15 protein-coding genes are annotated in these 18,537 nt (G+C 72.5%); 9 read left to right on the top strand and 6 right to left on the bottom strand.

Going from position 1 to position 18,537, the window contains the following annotated elements; translation table 11 throughout:
- A partial coding sequence (locus tag FK498_RS05085; RefSeq protein ID WP_141852196.1) for a ligase-associated DNA damage response DEXH box helicase occupies positions 1–2,120 on the top strand: 2,120 nt, incomplete at its 5' end.
- Positions 2,117–2,800 (top strand): ligase-associated DNA damage response endonuclease PdeM, encoded by a 684-nt coding sequence (gene pdeM, locus FK498_RS05090; protein ID WP_141852198.1) that lies wholly within the window; start codon positions 2,117–2,119, stop codon positions 2,798–2,800. The genes FK498_RS05085 and pdeM, both read left to right, overlap by 4 nt.
- 16 nt (positions 2,801–2,816) lie before the next feature.
- Here pdeM and FK498_RS05095 read toward each other — a convergent pair whose 3' ends face one another.
- Positions 2,817–3,389, bottom strand: coding sequence for a fasciclin domain-containing protein (locus FK498_RS05095; RefSeq protein WP_141852200.1), 573 nt, complete (start codon positions 3,387–3,389; stop codon positions 2,817–2,819).
- Positions 3,390–3,483: 94 nt separating this feature from the next.
- The gene (locus FK498_RS05100) at positions 3,484–4,113 is read right to left on the bottom strand and encodes an FMN-binding negative transcriptional regulator (RefSeq protein WP_141852202.1); all 630 of its coding nucleotides are present in this window, start codon (positions 4,111–4,113) and stop codon (positions 3,484–3,486) included.
- A gap of 208 nt (positions 4,114–4,321) precedes the next feature.
- On the opposite strand from FK498_RS05100, the gene FK498_RS05105 reads away from it, so the two are divergent.
- Genes FK498_RS05105 through FK498_RS05135 form a run of 7 tightly spaced genes read left to right on the top strand, consistent with a single transcriptional unit; the run spans position 4,322 to position 11,731 of the window.
- Positions 4,322–5,779, top strand: a complete 1,458-nt coding sequence (locus FK498_RS05105) for a deoxyribodipyrimidine photo-lyase (protein WP_141852204.1) — start codon at positions 4,322–4,324, stop codon at positions 5,777–5,779.
- The gene (locus FK498_RS05110) at positions 5,780–7,111 is read left to right on the top strand and encodes an NAD(P)/FAD-dependent oxidoreductase (RefSeq protein ID WP_141852206.1); all 1,332 of its coding nucleotides are present in this window, start codon (positions 5,780–5,782) and stop codon (positions 7,109–7,111) included. It begins immediately after the preceding gene.
- Complete coding sequence (locus FK498_RS05115) at positions 7,108–7,872, top strand: DUF1365 domain-containing protein (protein WP_141852208.1); 765 nt, start codon at positions 7,108–7,110, stop codon at positions 7,870–7,872. Before FK498_RS05110 ends, FK498_RS05115 begins: the two co-directional genes overlap by 4 nt.
- Positions 7,873–7,890: 18 nt before the next feature.
- Complete coding sequence (locus tag FK498_RS05120; protein WP_141852210.1) at positions 7,891–9,111, top strand: cyclopropane-fatty-acyl-phospholipid synthase family protein; 1,221 nt, start codon at positions 7,891–7,893, stop codon at positions 9,109–9,111.
- Complete coding sequence (locus FK498_RS05125) at positions 9,104–10,462, top strand: MFS transporter (RefSeq protein WP_237560837.1); 1,359 nt, start codon at positions 9,104–9,106, stop codon at positions 10,460–10,462. The genes FK498_RS05120 and FK498_RS05125 overlap by 8 nt, the downstream gene beginning before the upstream one ends.
- On the top strand, positions 10,459–11,178 hold the full coding sequence (locus FK498_RS05130) for a metallophosphoesterase (RefSeq protein WP_141852214.1): 720 nt from the start codon (positions 10,459–10,461) through the stop codon (positions 11,176–11,178). The genes FK498_RS05125 and FK498_RS05130 overlap by 4 nt, the downstream gene beginning before the upstream one ends.
- 16 nt (positions 11,179–11,194) lie before the next feature.
- Positions 11,195–11,731, top strand: a complete 537-nt coding sequence (locus tag FK498_RS05135; RefSeq protein ID WP_141852216.1) for a DUF3833 domain-containing protein — start codon at positions 11,195–11,197, stop codon at positions 11,729–11,731.
- A gap of 1,345 nt (positions 11,732–13,076) precedes the next feature.
- On the opposite strand, the gene FK498_RS20100 is transcribed toward FK498_RS05135, so the two are convergent.
- The 4 genes from FK498_RS20100 to FK498_RS05150 all read right to left on the bottom strand — a co-directional run bounded on the left by FK498_RS20100 (position 13,077) and on the right by FK498_RS05150 (position 18,458).
- A complete protein-coding gene (locus tag FK498_RS20100; protein WP_255581475.1) occupies positions 13,077–13,211 on the bottom strand; it encodes a hypothetical protein in 135 nt (44 codons plus the stop codon).
- 84 nt (positions 13,212–13,295) lie between these two features.
- On the bottom strand, positions 13,296–14,699 hold the full coding sequence (locus tag FK498_RS20135) for a protoglobin domain-containing protein (protein WP_370510881.1): 1,404 nt from the start codon (positions 14,697–14,699) through the stop codon (positions 13,296–13,298).
- Positions 14,700–14,740: 41 nt separating this feature from the next.
- Positions 14,741–18,196, bottom strand: a complete 3,456-nt coding sequence (gene mfd, locus FK498_RS05145; protein WP_141852220.1) for a transcription-repair coupling factor — start codon at positions 18,194–18,196, stop codon at positions 14,741–14,743.
- The gene (locus FK498_RS05150) at positions 18,189–18,458 is read right to left on the bottom strand and encodes a succinate dehydrogenase assembly factor 2 (protein WP_141852222.1); all 270 of its coding nucleotides are present in this window, start codon (positions 18,456–18,458) and stop codon (positions 18,189–18,191) included. The genes mfd and FK498_RS05150 overlap by 8 nt, the downstream gene beginning before the upstream one ends.
- Between the last annotated feature and the right edge of the window lie 79 nt (positions 18,459–18,537).

Below are 18,537 nucleotides of genomic sequence, written 5' to 3' on the forward strand. Positions count from 1 at the left end.
AGATCCATGCGCTCGCCGGCACCAAGCGCGGCGACCAGCTCGCCCTCGGTCTCGCGCGCCTCGCCTCCCTCGCCCCCGGCGCGCGCCGCCTCGGGCTCTCCGCCACCGTGGCGCACCGCACGCCGCTCGTCGCCCTCCTCTCGGCGGACGGGCGCGGCACGGGGGTCGCGATCGTCGAGGCGCCCGAAGGCGCGGCCCCCGAGATCGCCGTGCGCCTGCCGGACGGACCGCTGCCCTGGTCGGGGCACATGGGCCTGCTCGCCGCCCCGGCGATCTATGACCTGATCCGGCAGGCGCGCAGCGCGATCGTCTTCGTCAACACCCGCGCCCAGGCCGAGCTGATGTTCCAGGCGCTGTGGCGGCTGAACGACGACGCGCTGCCGATCGCGCTGCATCACGGCAGCCTGGCGCGCGACCAGCGCGCCAGGGTCGAGGCCGCGATGGCCGAGGGGCGGCTGAAGGCGGTGGTTGCCACCTCCTCGCTCGACCTCGGCATCGACTGGGGCGATGTCGATCTCGTCATCCAGGTCGGCGCGCCGAAGGGCGTGAGCCGGCTCATGCAGCGCATCGGCCGCGCGAACCACCGCTGGGACGTGCCCTCGCGCGCGATCCTCGTCCCCGCCAACCGCTTCGAGGTGCTGGAGTGCCGCTGCGCGATCGCCGGTGTCGCCGCGCGCGACCTCGACGGCGATCCGCCCCCGCCCGGCGGGCTTGACGTGCTCGCCCAGCACATCCTCGGCATGGTGTGCGCGGGGCCGATCCACCCGGACGACCTCTATGCCGAGGTGCGCCGCGCCTCCCCCTATGCCGATCTGTCGCGCCGGGACTTCGATGACGTGGTGCGCTTCGTCGAGGACGGCGGCTACGCGCTCGCCGCCTACGACCGCTACCGCAGGCTGTTCCGCGACGCCGAGGGCGGGCTGCACGTGGCGAATGCGCGCGTCGCCCGCCAGCACCGCATGAACATCGGCACCATCGTCGAGGCGCCGCTCCTCAAGGTGAAGCTCGGCCGCAGCCTCGGCGGGCCGGTGCTGGGCGAGATCGAGGAATACTTCGTCTCGATGCTGCAACCCGGCGACACCTTCATGTTCGCCGGCCGCCTGCTGCGCTTCGACCGGCTGCGCGAGACGGTGGTGGAGTGCTCGCCGGGTGCGGGGGACGATCCGAAGGTGCCGGCCTATGCCGGCGGGCGGCTGCCGCTGACCACCTCGCTCGCCGACCGGGTGCGCGCGCTGGTGCAGGATCCCGCCGCGTGGCACGACCTGCCCGAGGACGTCGCCGAGTGGCTGCGCCTGCAGAAGGCGCGCTCGCGCCTGCCCGGCCGCAACGACCTGCTGGTCGAGACCTTCCCGCGCGGCGGACGCTGGTTCCTGGTCGCCTACTGCTTCGAGGGCCGCAACGCGCACCAGACGCTGGGCATGCTGCTGACGCGGCGGATGGAGCGCGCGGGCTTCGGCCCGCTCGGTTTCGTCGCCACCGACTACGTGGTCGCGGTGTGGTCGGCGCACCAGCCGGTGCGGATCGCCGAACTGTTCGACGAGGACATGCTGGGCGACGATCTCGAGGAATGGATGGCCGAGTCGTCCATGCTCCGCCGCACCTTCCGCAATGTCGCGGTGATCGCGGGACTGGTCGATCGCCACCATCCCGGGGCCGAGAAGTCGCGCCGCCAGGTGACCGTGAACACCGACCTGATCTACGACGTGCTGCGCAAGCACGAGCCCGACCATGTGCTGCTGCGCGCCACCCGCGCGGACGCCGCGCGCGGCCTCGTCGATGTCGGCCGCGTCGCCGCACTGCTCAAGCGCGCGAAAGGCCGCGTGGTGCACATGGCGCTCTCGCGCGTCTCGCCGCTCGCCGTGCCGGTGCTGCTCGAGGTCGGCAAGGAGAGCGTGGCCGGCGCGGGCGAGGAGGCGCTGCTCGCCGAGGCCGAGGCGGCGCTGGTGGCCGAGGCGCTGGGCGAGGCCGAGCCGCCGGCGGCCCCCGTCCATCCCGTGCCTCGCGCGGACGCCGCGCGCGACCGCAAGCGCGCATCCGGTCGCGCGCTCGGCACCCAGGGCCGTGCGACGCTGCGGCGGATCGGCGGCCGCCGCCAGGGCGCGCTGCCGTTCACCGAATGAGCGCAGCACCGATCCACCTCGCCGGCGAACGGCTGATGCTCGATCCGGAGGGCGCGCTCTGGTGGCCGGCGCGCCGCCTCCTCGTGGTCGCCGACCTGCACCTGGAGAAGGGCTCGGCGCTTGCGGCACGCGGCACGCTTGTTCCGCCCTATGACAGCCGCGCCACGCTCGACCGGCTGATCCCGCTGGTGCGGCGCTACCGGCCCGCGCGGCTGGTCGCCCTCGGCGATTCGTTCCATGACCGGCACGGCGCCGCGCGGCTCGCCCGCGAGGACACCGCGCGCCTGGCTGCGCTCGCGCAGACGCTCGAGCTGGTCTGGGTTCTCGGCAACCACGACCCTGCCCCGCCCGACGGCCTGCCCGGTGTGGCCACCGAGGCCCTGCGCGAGGGGCTGCTGACCTTCCGGCACGATGCGACCGGGCAGGCGGGCGAGATCTCCGGGCATCTGCACCCGAAAGCGAGTGTCGCAACGCGCGGCAAGTGGGTGACCAGACCCTGCTTCGTCGTGGACCCGCGCCGCGTCGTGCTGCCCGCCTTCGGCGCCTACACGGGCGGTCTCGACGTGCGCGAGCCCGCGATCCGCGCGCTCTTCCCGCGCGGCGGCCGCGCCTTCCTGCTCGGGCGCGGCCGCCTCTACAGCTTCACGCTCGTCGAACTGCGCGAGGCCGAGCCGGCGTGAGCCGCCCGGCGCCGGCTCACGGCAGGATCGGCCGGTCGACGATGTGGACGATCCCGTTCGAGGCCGGAATGTCGGCGCGCGTGATGGTCGAGGCGCCCCAAGCGACGACGCCCGTGCCGGCGCCGTAGCCGGCGTCGCGCTCCGACCGCACGGTGATCCGGTTCGGATCGGTGCCGTCCACGACGATGCGGTTGCCGTTCTGCGTCACCAGCCGCACGGTGCGGCCCTCGAACTCGGAGAGCGGATGGCGCCCCTCGACGACATGGGCGCTGACCAGCGCGCGGCCGCGCACCGGATCGGCCGGCGCGTTGGCGGGGAACAGCGCCTCGCGCTGGCTGGCGGGGATCCCGCCCCAGCCGCTGTCGGTCGGCGCGAACACGGTATAGACCCCGGCGCTGCGCAGCATCTGATCCGCCTCGGTGCGGTTCATGGCATCGACGAAGCGTTCCAGGTCGGCATCGCTCGCCAGGACCGTCGCCAGGTCGCGGTACGCCGGCGCGGGCGCGGCCCGCTCCGTCGTCGCCGCACCGCCGCAGGCCGCCAGCACCAGTCCCGCGCTGCCGAACAGCACGAACCGTCGCGTCGTCATGATCGCTTCTCCCGTCGTTATGCGGCGGGGCGGTTCCGCGATGGAGCCGCCCTCGCAGCCGGCGGCGGAGGCGACCTCGCTGTCCGACGGGCCGCTAGCGCCGCTCCTCCCGCATCAACGCGGCAATCGTGCGGTCGGTTTCCAGGGGCGAGCCGGCAAGCCCCTCCGCCACGCCGGCCCGGTCGGCCTCGGGCCGGTTCTGGCTCAGCTTGGCGCTGCCTTCGAGCCCGGCGATCAGCAGCCGGAACCCGAAGATCCCCCTCAGCATCCCGGCGATGAAGTCCGCCGGCGCGTCGTCCACCGCCCAGGACTCCGGACGGGCGGCCTCGAGCGCATCCGTCAACGCCGCGACGATCGCGCGCAAGGCCTCCGGCTCGGCCACCGGCTCGATCCGCCCGCGCGCCTGCACCGCGACGTAGTTCCAGGTCGGCACGACCTTGCCGTGCTCGCGCTTGGACGCATACCAGGACGGGGTGACGTAGGCATGCGGCCCGACGAAGCAGGCGAGGGCTGCCGGGCGCTCGCGCAGCAGCGGGACGATCGGGTTGGCGCGCGCGACATGGCCGACCAGCGCGTCCTGGCGCCCGGGCTCGATGACCAGCGGCAGATGCGCCGCGACCGGACCTTCAGGCCCGTTCACGGCAAGGGTGGCGAAGCGGAGCCGCGCGATCATCGCCCGAAGCTCCGCCTGCTCCTTCACGCGGAAGGACGGCGGGGCGTACATCGGCCGCACTCTGGAGGGGGAGTGTCGTGCCCGCAACCCCCCGGCCGGTGGGGTACATGCCCTCGATCGGAACCCGTCCTGGCGCGACCGTGAGGCTTTGCAGCCCCGCGACCGCGGCCATATACCGGCCATGCTCGATCGAACGCCGGGGCCAGCGGGAAGGCGGTCCACGGCGCCCACACGTCACGGTTGAGGTGTTTCTCGTCGCATGGGCCTTCCCGCCGGCGCGCCGGTTCTGTTGTGGTTCCGCCAGGACCTGCGCCTCATCGACAATCCCGCCCTCGCTGCCGCGGTCGCTGCCGGCCGGCCGGTGATTCCCGTCTTCGTGCTCGACGAGCACGCGGCCGGGCGCTGGGCACCGGGCGGGGCGGCGCGCTGGTGGCTGCATGTGAGCCTCGCCGCGCTCGCCGGCGCGCTCGCCGACCGCGGCAGCCGGCTCGTGCTGCGCCGCGGCCGCGCCATCGACGCGATCCCGCATCTGGTCGAGGAGACCGGCGCGGTCGCCGTGCATGTGAGCCGCCTCTACGAGCCCTGGGCGCGCGCGAGCGATGCCGCCGTGGCGGCGGCGCTGAAGCGGCGGGGTGTCGCGATCCACGGCGCGAACGCAGCGCTCCTGTTCGAACCCTGGACGGTGCGGACCCAGGCGGGTGGGCCGTTCGGTGTCTACACGCCGTTCAGCCGCGCCTGTCTTGCCGCGGCGCCACCGCCGCGCCCCCTGGCTGCCCCGGCGCATATCCCGCAGCCCGAGCGCCTGCCTCCCTCGGAGTCGTTGGACGACTGGGGATTGCTGCCGACATCGCCCGACTGGGCAGGCGGGCTGCGCGCGACTTGGCGGCCGGGCGAGGATGGCGCGCAGGCGCGGCTTGAACGGTTCCTCGCCCGTGGCCTCGAGGACTACGACACCGATCGCAACCGTCCCGATCGCGACGCCACCTCGGGCCTGAGCCCGCATCTGCACTGGGGCGAGATCTCGCCGCGCCAGGTCTGGCATGCCGCCGAGGCCGCGGGCGCGCCGCGACGCCGCGGCACCGAGACCTTCCTCAAGGAGCTTCTCTGGCGCGAGTTCTCCTATCATCTGCTCTGGCACAACCCCGACATGCCCGAACAGCCGCTGAAGGAGGCGTTCCGCAACTTCCCATGGCGGAACGATCCGCCGGCGCTGCGTGCCTGGCAGCGCGGGCGCACCGGCTACCCGATCGTCGATGCCGGGATGCGCCAGCTCTGGCGCACGGGCTGGATGCACAACCGCGTGCGGATGATCGTCGCCTCGTTCCTGATCAAGCACCTGCTGATCCCGTGGCAGGAGGGCGAGGCCTGGTTCTGGGACACGCTGGTGGACGCCGATCTCGCCTCCAACAGCGCCTCCTGGCAGTGGGTCGCCGGCTGCGGCGCGGATGCCGCCCCCTATTTCCGCATCTTCAACCCGGTGCTGCAGGGCCGGAAGTTCGACCCGGAGGGCGCCTATGTGCGGCGCTGGGTGCCCGAACTCGCGCACCTGCCGGCGGCGCACATCCACGCGCCGTGGGAAGCCCCGCCGATCGAGCTCCAGGACGCCGGCGTCACGCTCGGCCGCAGCTATCCTCACCCGATCGTCGACCACGCCGCGGCGCGGGCGCGCGCCCTCGCCGCCCTCGAGAGCATCGCGCAGCACAGGGGATTCCGCTGAATGGACGGTCTGTTCCGGCCGCGCGCAGATCTGCGCGTGGCGGTGATCGGGGCGGGCATCGCCGGCCTCTCGGCCGCCTGGCTGCTGCGCGAACGCTGCGCCGTGACGCTGTTCGAAGCCGAGGACCGGCTCGGCGGACACGCGGATACCCAGGAGGTGGAGGTCGATGGCCGGAGGGTCGCCGTGGATACCGGCTTCATCGTCTACAACGAGACGAACTATCCCAACCTGGTGCGGCTGTTCGCCGCGCTCGACGTGCCGACCGCCCCCTCCGACATGTCCTTCGGCGTCTCGATCGGGGACGGGCGGCTCGAATATGCCGGCGGGGCCTGGCCGCAGCTCTTCGCGCAGAAGCGCAACCTTGTTCGCCCCCGCTTCCTCGCCATGCTGCGCGACGTGCTGCGCTTCTACCGCGAGGCGCCGGCGCGGCTCGCCGATGCCGACGAGGACCTCACCCTGGGCGCCTTCCTCGCACGCGAGGGCTACGGATCGGCCTTCGTGAACGACCACCTGCTGCCGATGGGCGCGGCGATCTGGTCGGCGAGCGTCGCTGGAATGCGCGACTTCCCCGCGCGCGCCTTCGTCCGGTTCTTCGAGAACCACGGGCTCTTGCGCCTCACCGGAAGACCGCGCTGGCGCACCGTCGTGGGCGGATCGCGCCGTTACGTCGCGCGCATCGCCGAGGCGCTCGCGGGGCGGGTCGTGGCGGGCCGGCCGGTGGCCGCGGTCGAGCGCGATGAAGAGGGCGCGACCGTGCACCTGGCAGACGGCGAGGCAAGGCGCTTCGATCAGGTGGTGCTCGCGGTGCATGGCGATGTCGCGTTGCGCCTGCTCGCGCCGGCGAGCGCCGCCGAGCGTGCGATCCTGTCGCAGGTTCGCTATCAGGACAACGCCATGCTTCTGCACACCGATGCGACACTGATGCCGCGCCGACGCGCCGTCTGGTCGTCCTGGAACTATCTCGCGCGCGGCCCGGAGGATCACCCCCGCGAGATCGCGGTCACCTACTGGATGAACCGGCTTCAGAACCTCGCCACGCCGCGGCCTCTGCTGGTCTCGCTCAATCCGTTCCGCGCGCCGCGGCCGGGCTCGGTGCTCGTCGCGAAGACCTACCGCCATCCGCAGTACGATGCGGCGATGCTGCGCGCGCAGCGGGCGCTGCCGGCGATCCAGGGGCGGGACCGCGTGTGGTTCTGCGGCGCCTGGTGCGGCTACGGCTTCCACGAGGACGGCATCGCCTCGGCCGTGGCGGTGGCGCGCGCGCTCGGCGCGGCGGTGCCCTGGGACGGCGCGTCCGCAGACCGCGCGCCCGCCCTCGCGGCCGCGGCATGACCCGCCCCGCCGCCGAGATCCTGCGCGCGCGCGTGGTGCATCTGCGCCATCGCCCGTTCCGCTATCGCCTCGATCACCGCATCTGGGCGCTGCTGCTCGATCTCGATCGGCTCGAGGAGGCGGATCGGGCGTCCCGGCTGTTCGCCTGCGAGCGGGCCGGCGTCGTGTCCTTCCACGCGCTGGATCACGGCCCGCGCGACGGCACGAGCCTGCGCGGCTGGGCCGACATGCAGCTCGCCGCAGCCGGGATCGCACGGCCGACGCGCATCCGGCTTCTCGCCATGCCACGCGTGCTCGGCTACGCCTTCAATCCGATCAGCCTCTATCTCGGCGAGGACGAGGCGGGGCTGCCGAGCGCGGTGATCTACCAGGTGAAGAACACCTTCGGTGACCAGCACGCCTATGTCGCCGCCCTGGACGGCAAGGTCCCGCATCGGCACGCGACCGACAAGGCGATGCACGTCTCGCCCTTCATCGGCATGGCGGCGCGCTACGGCTTCACGCTTGCCCTGTCCGACCGGCGCCTCGGACTGGTGATCGAGGAGCACGAGCAGGGCGCGCGCGTCCTCACCGCCTCGCTTGCCGGCCGGCTCGTGCCGTTGACGGATGCGGCACTGGCTCGCGCACTTGCCGCCGTGCCTTTCGTCACGGTGAAGACCATGGCGGCAATCCATTGGCACGCGCTGCGCCTGTGGCTGAAGGGAGCGCGCTACCATCCACGCCCGACTCCACCCGGTCCCGCCCCGACCGTCGCCACCTGAGAGAGACGCCGGATCGCCATGCACGGAACAGACACCACCTTGTCGGCCGCGCCCCTGGCCGCGCCGCAGCGGCGGCATCGTCTGGCACTCCGCATCGCCGGGCTGATCCGCGCGGGCGAACTCGAGCTCACGCTGCCGGACGGCACGCGCCACCGCGTGCGCGGCGACCGGCCCGGCCCCGCAGCCGAGGTGACCCTCGTCTCGGCGCGCGCGATCAGGCGCTTCGCCTTGGGCGGCAGCCTCGGCTGGGCCGAGGCCTATCTCGACGGCGAGTGGACCACGCCCGATCTGCGCGCGGTGATGGCGCTCGCCGCGGCGAACGAGGCGGAGTGGACGAGGGTGCTGCGCGGCAGCAGCCTGATCCGCTGGCTGTCGCGCCTCGCGCACGCGTTCCGGCCCAACACCCGGCGCGGCGCGCGACGCAACATCGCCGCCCATTACGATCTCGGCAACGACTTCTACGCCGCCTGGCTCGACCGGACCATGACCTACTCGTCGGCCGAGTTCCTGCGGGCCGAGGAAACGCTGGAGGAGGCGCAGGAGCGCAAGCTGCGGAACCTGCTGGATGCGCTGGCGCTCGCGCCGGGGGCGCGGCTGCTCGAGATCGGCTGCGGCTGGGGCCATCTCGCCGAGGTCGCCGCGCGCGAGCACGGTGCACGGGTGGTGGCGCTGACGCTGTCGCAGGCGCAGGCCGAGGCTGCGCGCGCGCGGATCGCCGCGGCGGGGCTCGCCGAGCGCGTCGAGATCCGCATCCAGGACTGGCGTGATGTGCGCGAGAGCTTCGACGCGATCGCCTCGGTCGAGATGTTCGAGGCCGTGGGCGAGGCGTACTGGCCGGCCTATTTCCGTGCGCTGCGCGACCGGCTGCGCGCGGGCGGACGGGCGGGACTGCAGATCATCACGATCGCCGACCGGTTCTTCGCCGACTACCGGCGGAGCGCCGACTTCATCCAGCGCTACGTGTTCCCGGGCGGGATGCTGCCGAGCCCGTCACGGCTGCGCGACGAGGTGGCGCGCGCCGGCCTCGCCTGGCTGTCGGATTCCTGGTTCGGCGCCTCCTACGCTGAGACGCTGCGACGATGGAACGACTCGTTCCAGGCCGCCTGGCCGCGCATCGCCGCGACGGGACGCTACGATGCGCGCTTCAAGCGGCTCTGGGAGTACTACCTCGCCTATTGCGAGACGGGCTTCCGCGCCGGCTGGACGGATGTCGGCCGGATCGTGCTCGCCCGTGCCTGATGCGGCGCCGGCGGGCCGGGCCGCGCGCGACGCAGCGCCCGGCGCACGGCGGCTCGGCACGCGGGTGCTTGCCGCCTACGGCCTGCCCGCCTTCCCGCTGGCGCTGCTCGGCCTGCCGCTGAACGTCTACCTTCCCGCGTTCTGGGGCGACACGATGGGCCTCGGCCTGACCACGGTCGGGGCGATCCTGCTGGCCATTCGCCTCATCGACGGCGTCACCGATCCGCTGATCGGCTGGCTTTCGGACCGTACGCACGGCCCTCTCGGTCGCCGGCGGCCCTGGATCGCGGCAGCGCTGCCGATCGCGGCGCCCGCGGTGTGGCTGCTGCTGGTGCCGCCCGAGGGCGCGGGCGCGCTGCACCTGTTCGCCACCGCGAGTCTCGTCTATCTCGGCTGGACCATGGTGGCGGTGCCCTACGCCGCCTGGGGTGCCGAGCTCTCGCCGGACTATCATGAGCGTACGCGCATCACCGCTTGGCGCGAGGGCGCGACGATCGGCGGGATCGTCGGCTCGGCGCTGGTGCCGGCGCTGGTGCCAGGCGGCATCACGGCCGATCTGCACGCGCTGGCGCTGACCATGCTCGCGCTGTCCGTGCCGGGCTTCGCCGCCCTGTTCGCGTTGGTGCCGGAGCCGCGGGCGCCGGCACGGCGCACGCCGCCGCGCTCGCTCGCCGCCTTCCTCGCGCCGCTCGGGCGCAACGCCCCGTTCCTGCGCCTGCTGGCCGCCTGGGTGGTGAATGGTGTCGCCAACGGCCTGCCGGCAGCGCTGTTCCTGCTGGTGGTGACGCACCTGCTGGCAGCCGAGGCGCGTGCGGGCCTGCTGCTGCTCGGCTATTTCGTCGCCGGCGTGGCGGCGGTGCCGTTCTGGACTTGGCTTGCCGGCCGGCTCTCGAAGCATCGCGCCTGGTGCATCGCGATGCTGTGGGCGGCGGCGGTGTTCGCCCTCGTGCCCCTGCTCGGCCCCGGCGACTGGCTGCCGTTCCTCGCCATCTCGGTGCTCACCGGCATCTCGCTCGGCGCTGATCTCGCGCTGCCGCCGGCGATCCAGGCCGACGTGATCGACCTCGACCATGCCGAGAGCGGATCGCCGCGCGCGGGGCTGTTCTTCGCCGCCTGGAGCATGGCCCAGAAGGCCGGCAACGCGCTCGCGGTCGGACTCGGCCTGCCGCTCCTCGAGACGCTCGGCTTCCGGATCGGACCGGATGGCGCGCAAGGGCTCGGCGCGCTGGTCGGGCTCTACGCGGTCGTGCCGATCGCGCTCAAGCTCGGCGCGGTGGCGCTGATGTGGCGCTTTCCGCTCGACCGCGCCGCACAGGCCGCGATCCGTGCGAGATTGGAACGGTCCGGATGAGGCTTGACCTGCCTGAGGGCTTCGCGGGCATCCGCGTGGTCGGCGACGTGCACGGCGAGGCGGAGGCGTTCCACGCCGCGATCGCGGGCGCCGAGGCGGCGCGGCTCTTCGTGCTGCAGATCGGCGATCTGACCGATCACGGGCCGGACTCGCCCGGTGTGCTCGCGGCGATGTTGGCGCTGATCGACCGCCGCGCCGGGCTGTTCCTGCTCGGCAACCACGACCACAAGCTCCGCCGTGCGCTGCTCGGCCAGAAGGTGACGGTCGAAGCGGGCGGGCTCGACGCCACGCTCGCGCAGCTTGCCCGCCATCCGGAGGGCGCCGTGCTCGCGACGCGCGCAATCGCCGCGATCGCGCGCGCGCCAGCCTGGCTCGTCTGGCGCGACGCCCTGTTCGTCCATGGTGGATTCCACCCCGCCATGCTGACCGAACCTAGCCCGCCGGAGGCCGGCGCGCGGCGTCCCGACGGGCTGGTCGCGCGCGCCCTGTTCGGCCAGACCGTGAAGGGCGCGTTGACCGAGGCGGGCTATCCCGTGCGCGTGCTCGACTGGGTCGATCACATCCCCGCGGGGCTGACGGTCTATTGCGGCCATGACAATCGCAGCAGCGACGGCCGCCCCCACATCGTCGGCGGCGCTCGCGGCGGACGCGCGGTGTTCCTGGACACGGGCGCCGGCAAGGGGGGACACCTATCGTGGATCGACATCGAAACATGATGGACGGAGGACGGCGATGCGGCGAATCGTCGCGGCGCTCACGGCAGTGCTCGCACTCGCGGGCTGCGGCAGCGGCATGAGGATCGAGGACTTCGCCGGGCGCACGCCCGAACTGAGGCTGGAGGAATACTTCGCCGGCCGCACGCGCGCCTGGGGACTGTTCGAGGATCGGTTCGGCACAGTGCGGCGCACCTTCACGGTGGACATCACCGGAACCTGGGACGGGACCACGCTGACGCTGGACGAGGACTTCCTCTACGACGACGGCGAGACGCAGAAACGCATCTGGCGCCTGACGAGGACCGGCGAGCGGCAGTGGGAGGGGCGCGCGGCGGACGTCGTCGGCGTTGCGACCGGGCGCGAGGCCGGCAACGCGTTCCGCTTCGGCTACCGGCTGAACCTGAAGGTCGGCGACAGCACCTGGGAGGTGCGCTTCGACGACTGGATGTTCCGCATCGACGACGAGGTCGTGCTGAACACGGCGAAGGTCTATCGCTGGGGAATCTGGATCGGCACGGTGCAGCTCGCCTTTCGGCGCGTGAGCGCGTCGTGACACGAGCGCGCATCCCGATCGGGTGAAGATGCGCGCCAGGAAGCGCCTGGGCCATTCCGACAGGTCGGGACCGGCGCACAGCTTGGTGACCTGAGCCTTGAGGTCTGCACAGATCATGTCAGGGGCCGGGACCGGCCTCCCACCGTACTGTGCCGGGTTCGGCTCCACGCCCCGGCGAGCTCGTAGGCTGGGCGTAGCGCCTTGTCGGTCGGGACGACAGCCTGCAGCCTGATATGGCGCCCGGGCGGTGCCCGGCTGGCGTCCGGCTGCCGAGAGCTGAGCGGGTGTTTCAGAACCCGAGCCAGTCCGCGCGCCGCTCGGCGATGTCATGCGCGGCGAGAGCTGCCCGCGCCCGGAACCCATCGAGGACGGTGCGCTGCGCCCACCCGACCTTGCCGTTCAGGTGCGGGGAGCGGGCGCGACTCGGTCGGAACTCGATCTGCCATGCGCGCGGTTGGTCCTGGCCCAGGCCGGCGAAGAACTCCTGTCCGCGATCGGTTCACCTGTCGGACCGAAAAGGGGCAGCTCGGCGCGAACCGCTTCACAAAGGCGGGCGTGCCGGCGACGGACCTGTGTACCCAGCGGTCGTTGCCGAGGGGAGTGTGCCTGTTGATGCGGCTGGTGGGGGTCTTTCGGCGGAGGGCGGAGCGGGGCCTGGAGCTGTGGTGGCAGGGCCATGAGAGCATGGCGCGGCGGGTTCGGCCGAGGCGTGGAACGGGCTGGCCTGGGCCCATTCGCGCCAGGACGTCTGAATGATACCCTCCGCACAACGGCTCGACCTTTGTGCGGAGGGTATCGCGCGCGGGGCTGGTGGGGCGGCCGCGCGCGAACATGACCCCGTGCCAGCCCGCCGAAGGTCAAACCTTCGGCGGGCTGGTATGAAGCGCGCAGCCTTGCCGCTGATGCGCACAGCGTCGAGGGTCGGGTGCGTGTGTGCTGCAGGCCGCGCGCCTGGAGGGACTCGTGCGAACAGCCTGCTTCTGAAGGCGGGCCGTTGTCGGTCATGACGTGCTCGACGACTCCGCCATGGGCGGCGAACCGGGCCAGCGCGCCCTCGAGGAAGCGCACGGCGCCCTCCCCCCTCTCGTCGGGCCTCGGCGCGGTGCAGGCCGCGCGAGGCGCCACCGATGGCGAGGTGCAGATACTCCCAGCCCACGCCTCGCCGCGGCCGCGCCTCTGCTCTCGCCGGTGCGGTCGCCGGTGATGCGGTGGCCGATGCCCCCGATGCGGCCGAACTTCCTGGTGTCGGCGGGATCAACGCCCCGGGCCGCTCGCACTCGCAGCGGATCACCTCTCGGGGCGGGCCTAGCGCCGCAAGCCGGCCTCGCCCTCGGCAGCGAACCGGTCATGCCATCTGGGCAACCTGCGCGGGGCGGTTGCCGAGCGCCGTCGCCGCGGCGATCGTCCAGCCGGCCCCCAGCCGCTCGACACCCAGCATGCGACCATGCGGCGTCGTGCGTCGATTCTCATGGGCGTCCATCCGCGGCTCCGGGGCGAGGTACTCGGCCCCGCAACCAAAGCCAGCCACCTCAACTCCGGAGGGACCACCTCATGACGACGACAGCTAGGCGGCGCGCAGCGAGGCGAGGAACTGCGCGAGCTCACACCGCAGCGTCTCGCCGTTGCGGGCGAGTTCGGCAGCCGAGGCGCGCAGATCCACGGCCGCGCCGTTGGTCTCGGCGACGGCGGCGTTCACGTCCGCGATCGCGACGGTGACCTCGTTCGTGCCGGTCGCCGCCTGCTGGACGTTGCGGGCGATCTCTGCGGTCGCAGCGCCCTGCTGCTCGACGGCGGCGGCAATCGCGCCGGTGATCCGGTCGATCTCCTCGATCACGCCGGCGATGCCCTGGATCGCGCCGACGGCGCGCGCGGTGTCGGACTGAATGGCGGCGATCTGCGCGCCGATCTCCTCGGTCGCCTTCGCCGTCTGCGAGGCGAGCGTCTTCACCTCCGAGGCGACCACGGCGAAGCCCTTGCCCGCCTCGCCCGCGCGCGCCGCCTCGATCGTCGCGTTCAGCGCGAGCAGGTTGGTCTGCCCGGCGATGTCGTTGATCAGCCGCACCACGTCGCCGATCTTGCGCGCGCCCTCGGCCAGTCCCTGCACGGTGACGTCGGTCTCGCGCGCGCGGCCCATCGCCTCGCCGGCGATGCGCGCACCCTCGTTCACCTGCCGCGTGATCTCGCCGACCGAGGCGGCGAGTTCCTCGGCGGCGGCGGCGACCGTCTGCACATTGGCGCTCGCCTGGGTGCTGGCGGCGGTGACCGCGCCGGCGCGCGTGCCGGCGCGCCCCGCGATCTCGCCCAGGGTGTCGGCGCTCGCCTGGAGTTCGGTCCCGGCGGAGGCGACGGCGGCGACCACCTTGCCGATCGCGGCATCGAAGGCATCCGCGACCTTGCCGCGCTCGGCCGCCGCCGCGGCCTGGGCCTCCTCGAAATAGACCGAGAGTGCGAGGTCCATGTCGAGGAACACCGCACCGGTGACGGCCGCCATCACCTCGGCGGCGCGGCGGCCGTTCCAGCGATGCCGAGCGCCGACCAGCCTGCCGATCTCGGCGAGGGCCAGGGCGTAGCCGCCGAGATACCAGCGCGGGTCGAGCCCGATCCGGGCGTGCGCCGCCCCGACCCGCCGCACGCCCTCGACATAGGCCGGATCGAAGGTGCCGGAGAACAGCCGCTCCCAGTGCTTGCGCTGCGCGCCCTTCAGCCAGTCGAGCCCGCGCTTGGCATGCGCCTCCAGCATGGCCGCCGTCTCGGGCGTGCGCTTCAGGTGGTCGTAGAAGGCCGTCAGCACCTGGTCGAGCGACGGCTCGATGATGGCCCAGGCCTCGGCAAGGTCAGCCCGCGTGCCGGGCGAAAGCCGCATGAATGCCGTGCGGGTATCGATTTCGCGTGATATCGTGGCCATTGCCCGTTCAAGCCCTCCTTGACCGGCCGGTGATCGGTCGTGGAGATCATGACGGACAAGCATCAACAAATTCTTAGAGGCATTCGGACTTCGTTGACGAATGGTTATGCCGCCTTGGCGCGCGCCCCCATAGTGGCCAGCGCGCCCAGCACCTCGCGCGCGAGCCGCACCCGTGCAGCCTGATCGGCGAGATCACGCGTCACCACCAGCTTGTGGTCCGGCCGCAGCCGCGCGAGGCCGCCCTGCTTCTGCAGCCAGCCCACAAGCTCGACCGGATTGCGGAACGCGTTGCCGCGGAACTGCAGCACCAGCCCCTTCGGCCCGGCGTCCAGCTTCTCCACCCCGGCCTCGCGGCAGAGCCGCTTGATCCCCACCACGGCCAGCAGGTTCTCCACCTCGCCCGGCAGCGGTCCGAAGCGATCGACCAGTTCCGCCGCCAGCGCCTCGCTCTCGGCGTCGGAGGCGAGCGCACCGATCCGGCGATAGAGCCCGAGCCGCACCGGCAGGTCGCGCACGTACTGATCCGGGATCAGCACCGCCATGCCCAGGTTGATCTGCGGCGTCCAGTCGCGATCCGAGACGGCCTTGCCCTCGCCCGCCTTCAGTTCCGCCACCGCCTCCTCCAGCATCTGCTGGTAGAGCTCGATCCCCACCTCCCGGATGTGCCCCGACTGCTCGTCGCCGACCAGGTTGCCCGCGCCGCGGATGTCGAGGTCGTGGCTCGCCAGCGTGAACCCGGCGCCGAGATTGTCGAGCGCCTGCATCACCTCAAGCCGCTTCTGCGCGGTGGCGGTGAGCTTCCGGTCCGCCGGCAGCGTGAGGTAGGCGTAGCCGCGCAGCTTGCCGCGTCCGACCCGGCCGCGGAGCTGGTAGAGCTGGGCGAGGCCGAACATGTCGGCGCGATGGATCACCATCGTATTCACGGCCGGCATGTCGAGCCCGGACTCGATGATGTTGGTCGCCAGCAGCACGTCGTACTGCGCGTCCTGGAACGCCGTCATGACGCGTTCGAGCTCGGTCGGCGACAGCCGGCCATGCGCCTCCACCACCTTCAGCTCCGGCGCCATCTCGGCGAGCCGCTCGCGCACCTTCGGCAGGTCCTCGATGCGGGGTACGACGTAGAACACCTGGCCGCCGCGGAAGCGTTCGCGCATCAGCGCCTCGCGCAGCACCACGGGGTCGAAGGGCAGGATGAAGGTGCGCACGGCGAGGCGATCGACCGGTGGGGTGGCGATGATGCTCATCTCGCGCACGCCGGTGAGTGCCAGTTGCAGCGTGCGCGGGATCGGTGTGGCGGTCAGCGTCAGCACGTGCACCTCGGCGCGGAGCTGCTTCAGCCGCTCCTTGTGCGCCACACCGAAATGCTGCTCCTCGTCGACGATCAGCAGGCCGAGCTCGCTGAACTGGATGCCCTTCGCGAGCAGCGCGTGCGTGCCGACGACGATGTTGATCGAGCCGTCGGCGAGGCCGCGCTTCACCTCGGCCGCCTCCTTGGCGCCCACCATGCGCGAGAGCTGGGCGATGCGCACGGGGAAGCCGCGGAAGCGGTCGAGGAAGGTGCGGTAGTGCTGGCGCGCGAGCAGCGTGGTCGGCACGACCACCGCCACCTGCGCGCCCGACATCGCGGCGATGAAGGCGGCGCGCAGCGCCACCTCGGTCTTGCCGAATCCCACGTCGCCGCAGATCAGCCGGTCCATCGGCCGGCCAGAGGCGAGATCCTCGAGCACGTCCGCGATCGCGCGCGCCTGGTCCTCGGTCTCGGCATAGGGAAAGCGCGCGCAGAACTCGTCCCACAGACCCTCGGGCGGCAGCAGCGTCGCACCGTCCTTCAACCGCCGCGCGGCTGCGACCTGGAGAAGCTGTGCCGCCATGTCGCGGATGCGCGACTTCATGCGCGCCTTGCGGTTCTGCCACGAGACGCCGCCGAGCCTGTCGAGTGCGACGCCCTCGCCCTCGCCGTAGCGGCTCAGCACCTCGATGTTCTCGACCGGAACGAACAGCTTGTCGCCGCCCTCGTAGATCAGCCGCAGGCAATCATGCGGCGCGCCCTCGACCTCGAGCGTGACGAGCCCGTCGTAGCGGCCGATGCCGTGATCGATGTGCACGACGAGATCGCCCTCGGCGAGCTCGGTCGCCTCGGCGATGAACTGGTCGGCCCGCTTGCGCCGCCGGGGCGGGCGCGAGATGCGCTCGCCGAGGATGTCCTGCTCGCCGATCGCCGCGAGCCCGGGGGCGACGAAGCCGCGCTCCAGCCCGAGCACGGCGAGCGCGATCGCCGAGGGCGGCAGGCGCTCGGCCTCCGGCCAGGTCTCCACCGGCTTGGCGGAGGCCATGCCGTGCTCGGCGAGCAGGTGCATCAGCCGCTCGCGCGACCCCGGCGTCCAGGCCGCGACGATCACGCGCCGCTGCTGCGCGGCGAGCGCCCTGGCGTGCTCGGCCAGCGCATCGAACACGTTGCCGCCCTGCGCGCGGATGTCGGTGAACAGGCGCCCCGGTCGCCCGCCGGCATCGACCACCGAGGCATCCGCATCCTCGGACCGAGCGAAGGGCGCGAACTGAACCACGGTCCCGCGCGCCAGCATCGCATCCCAGCCGGCGCGGTCGAGATAGAGCCGATCCGGCGGCAGCGGGTTGTAGGGCAGCTCGCCCTCGGAGAGCCGGCGCAGTTCCGGGTTCAGCCGCGCGGCGTAATGGTCGGCGATCATCTCGAGCCGGGCGGCGAGCGCCGGCTCGGCCTCGTGGTCCAGGCTGACGCGCGCGCCCGGCAGGTAGTCGAGCAGCGTGGCGAGCCGGTCATGGAAGATCGGCAGCCAGTGCTCCATGCCCTGGAAGCGCCTGCGCGCCGAGACCGCCTCGTACATCGGGTCGTTGGCCGCAGCGCCGAACATCCCGCGATAGGCGGTGCGGAAGCGCGTCACCGACGCCTCGTCGAGGAACACCTCCGAGACGGGCTTCAGCTCGACGCGCTCCAGCGTCTCGGTCGAGCGCTGGCTGAACGGGTCGAAGCTGCGGATCGAGTCGATCTCGTCGCCGAACAGGTCGATGCGCACCGGCTCCTCGCGCCCGGCAGGAAAGAGATCGATCAGGCCGCCGCGCACGGCGTATTCGCCCGGCTCGATCACGGTGTTGGCGCGGCCGTAGCCGTTCGCCTCGAGGAAGGCGACGATCCGCTCCAGCCCGATCCGCGTGCCGCGCGCGACCGGCAGCACCGCCCCGGCGAAGGCCTCCGGCACCGGCACGCGCTGGACCAGCGCGTTCACGGTCGTCAGCACGATGCGCGGACCGGCCGGCGGCACCAGCAGGCGCGTCAGCGTATCGATCCGCCGCGCGGTGAGTTCCGGGTTCGGCCCGACGCGATCGTAGGGCAGGCAGTCCCAGGCCGGGAACTGCAGCACCTCGACCTCCGGGGCGAAGAACCCGAGCGCCTCGGCCATCCGCGCCATGCGCGCATCGTCGCGGCAGACATGCAGGATCGGGCCGGTGTGCTCGGCGCGGGCGCGGGCGAGCAGCCACGCGTCGTAGCCCTCGGGAGCCCCCGCCAGGGTGATGCGCTCAGCCACGGCCCGCTCCCCGCCGCGCCTGCGTCCAGTCCACCATCGCGCGCAGCATGGGCGTCTCGGCCTCGGCCGGCACCGCGCGGCGGCCGGTCAGCCAGTCGAACAGATCCGGATCGGGCAGCTCCAGCACCGCCTCCAGCGCGTCGAGGCCGGCCTCGTCCAAGGTCCCGATCGTCTCGGCGACGAACCCGCCCACCAGCAGATCGGTCTCGTGCGTGCCGCGGTGGCGGGCGCGGAACAGAATGCGGCGGCGTCTCGCGTCCATGGCAGAGGGGCATCATCCGAACGGCGACGGGGGGCTGCCCTTCCGGCAGCCCCCCTGCGCCTGTCATATACGCGCGCCC

The sequence above is a fragment of the Elioraea sp. Yellowstone genome (assembly GCF_006704265.1).
Lineage (GTDB): Bacteria > Pseudomonadota > Alphaproteobacteria > Acetobacterales > Acetobacteraceae > Elioraea.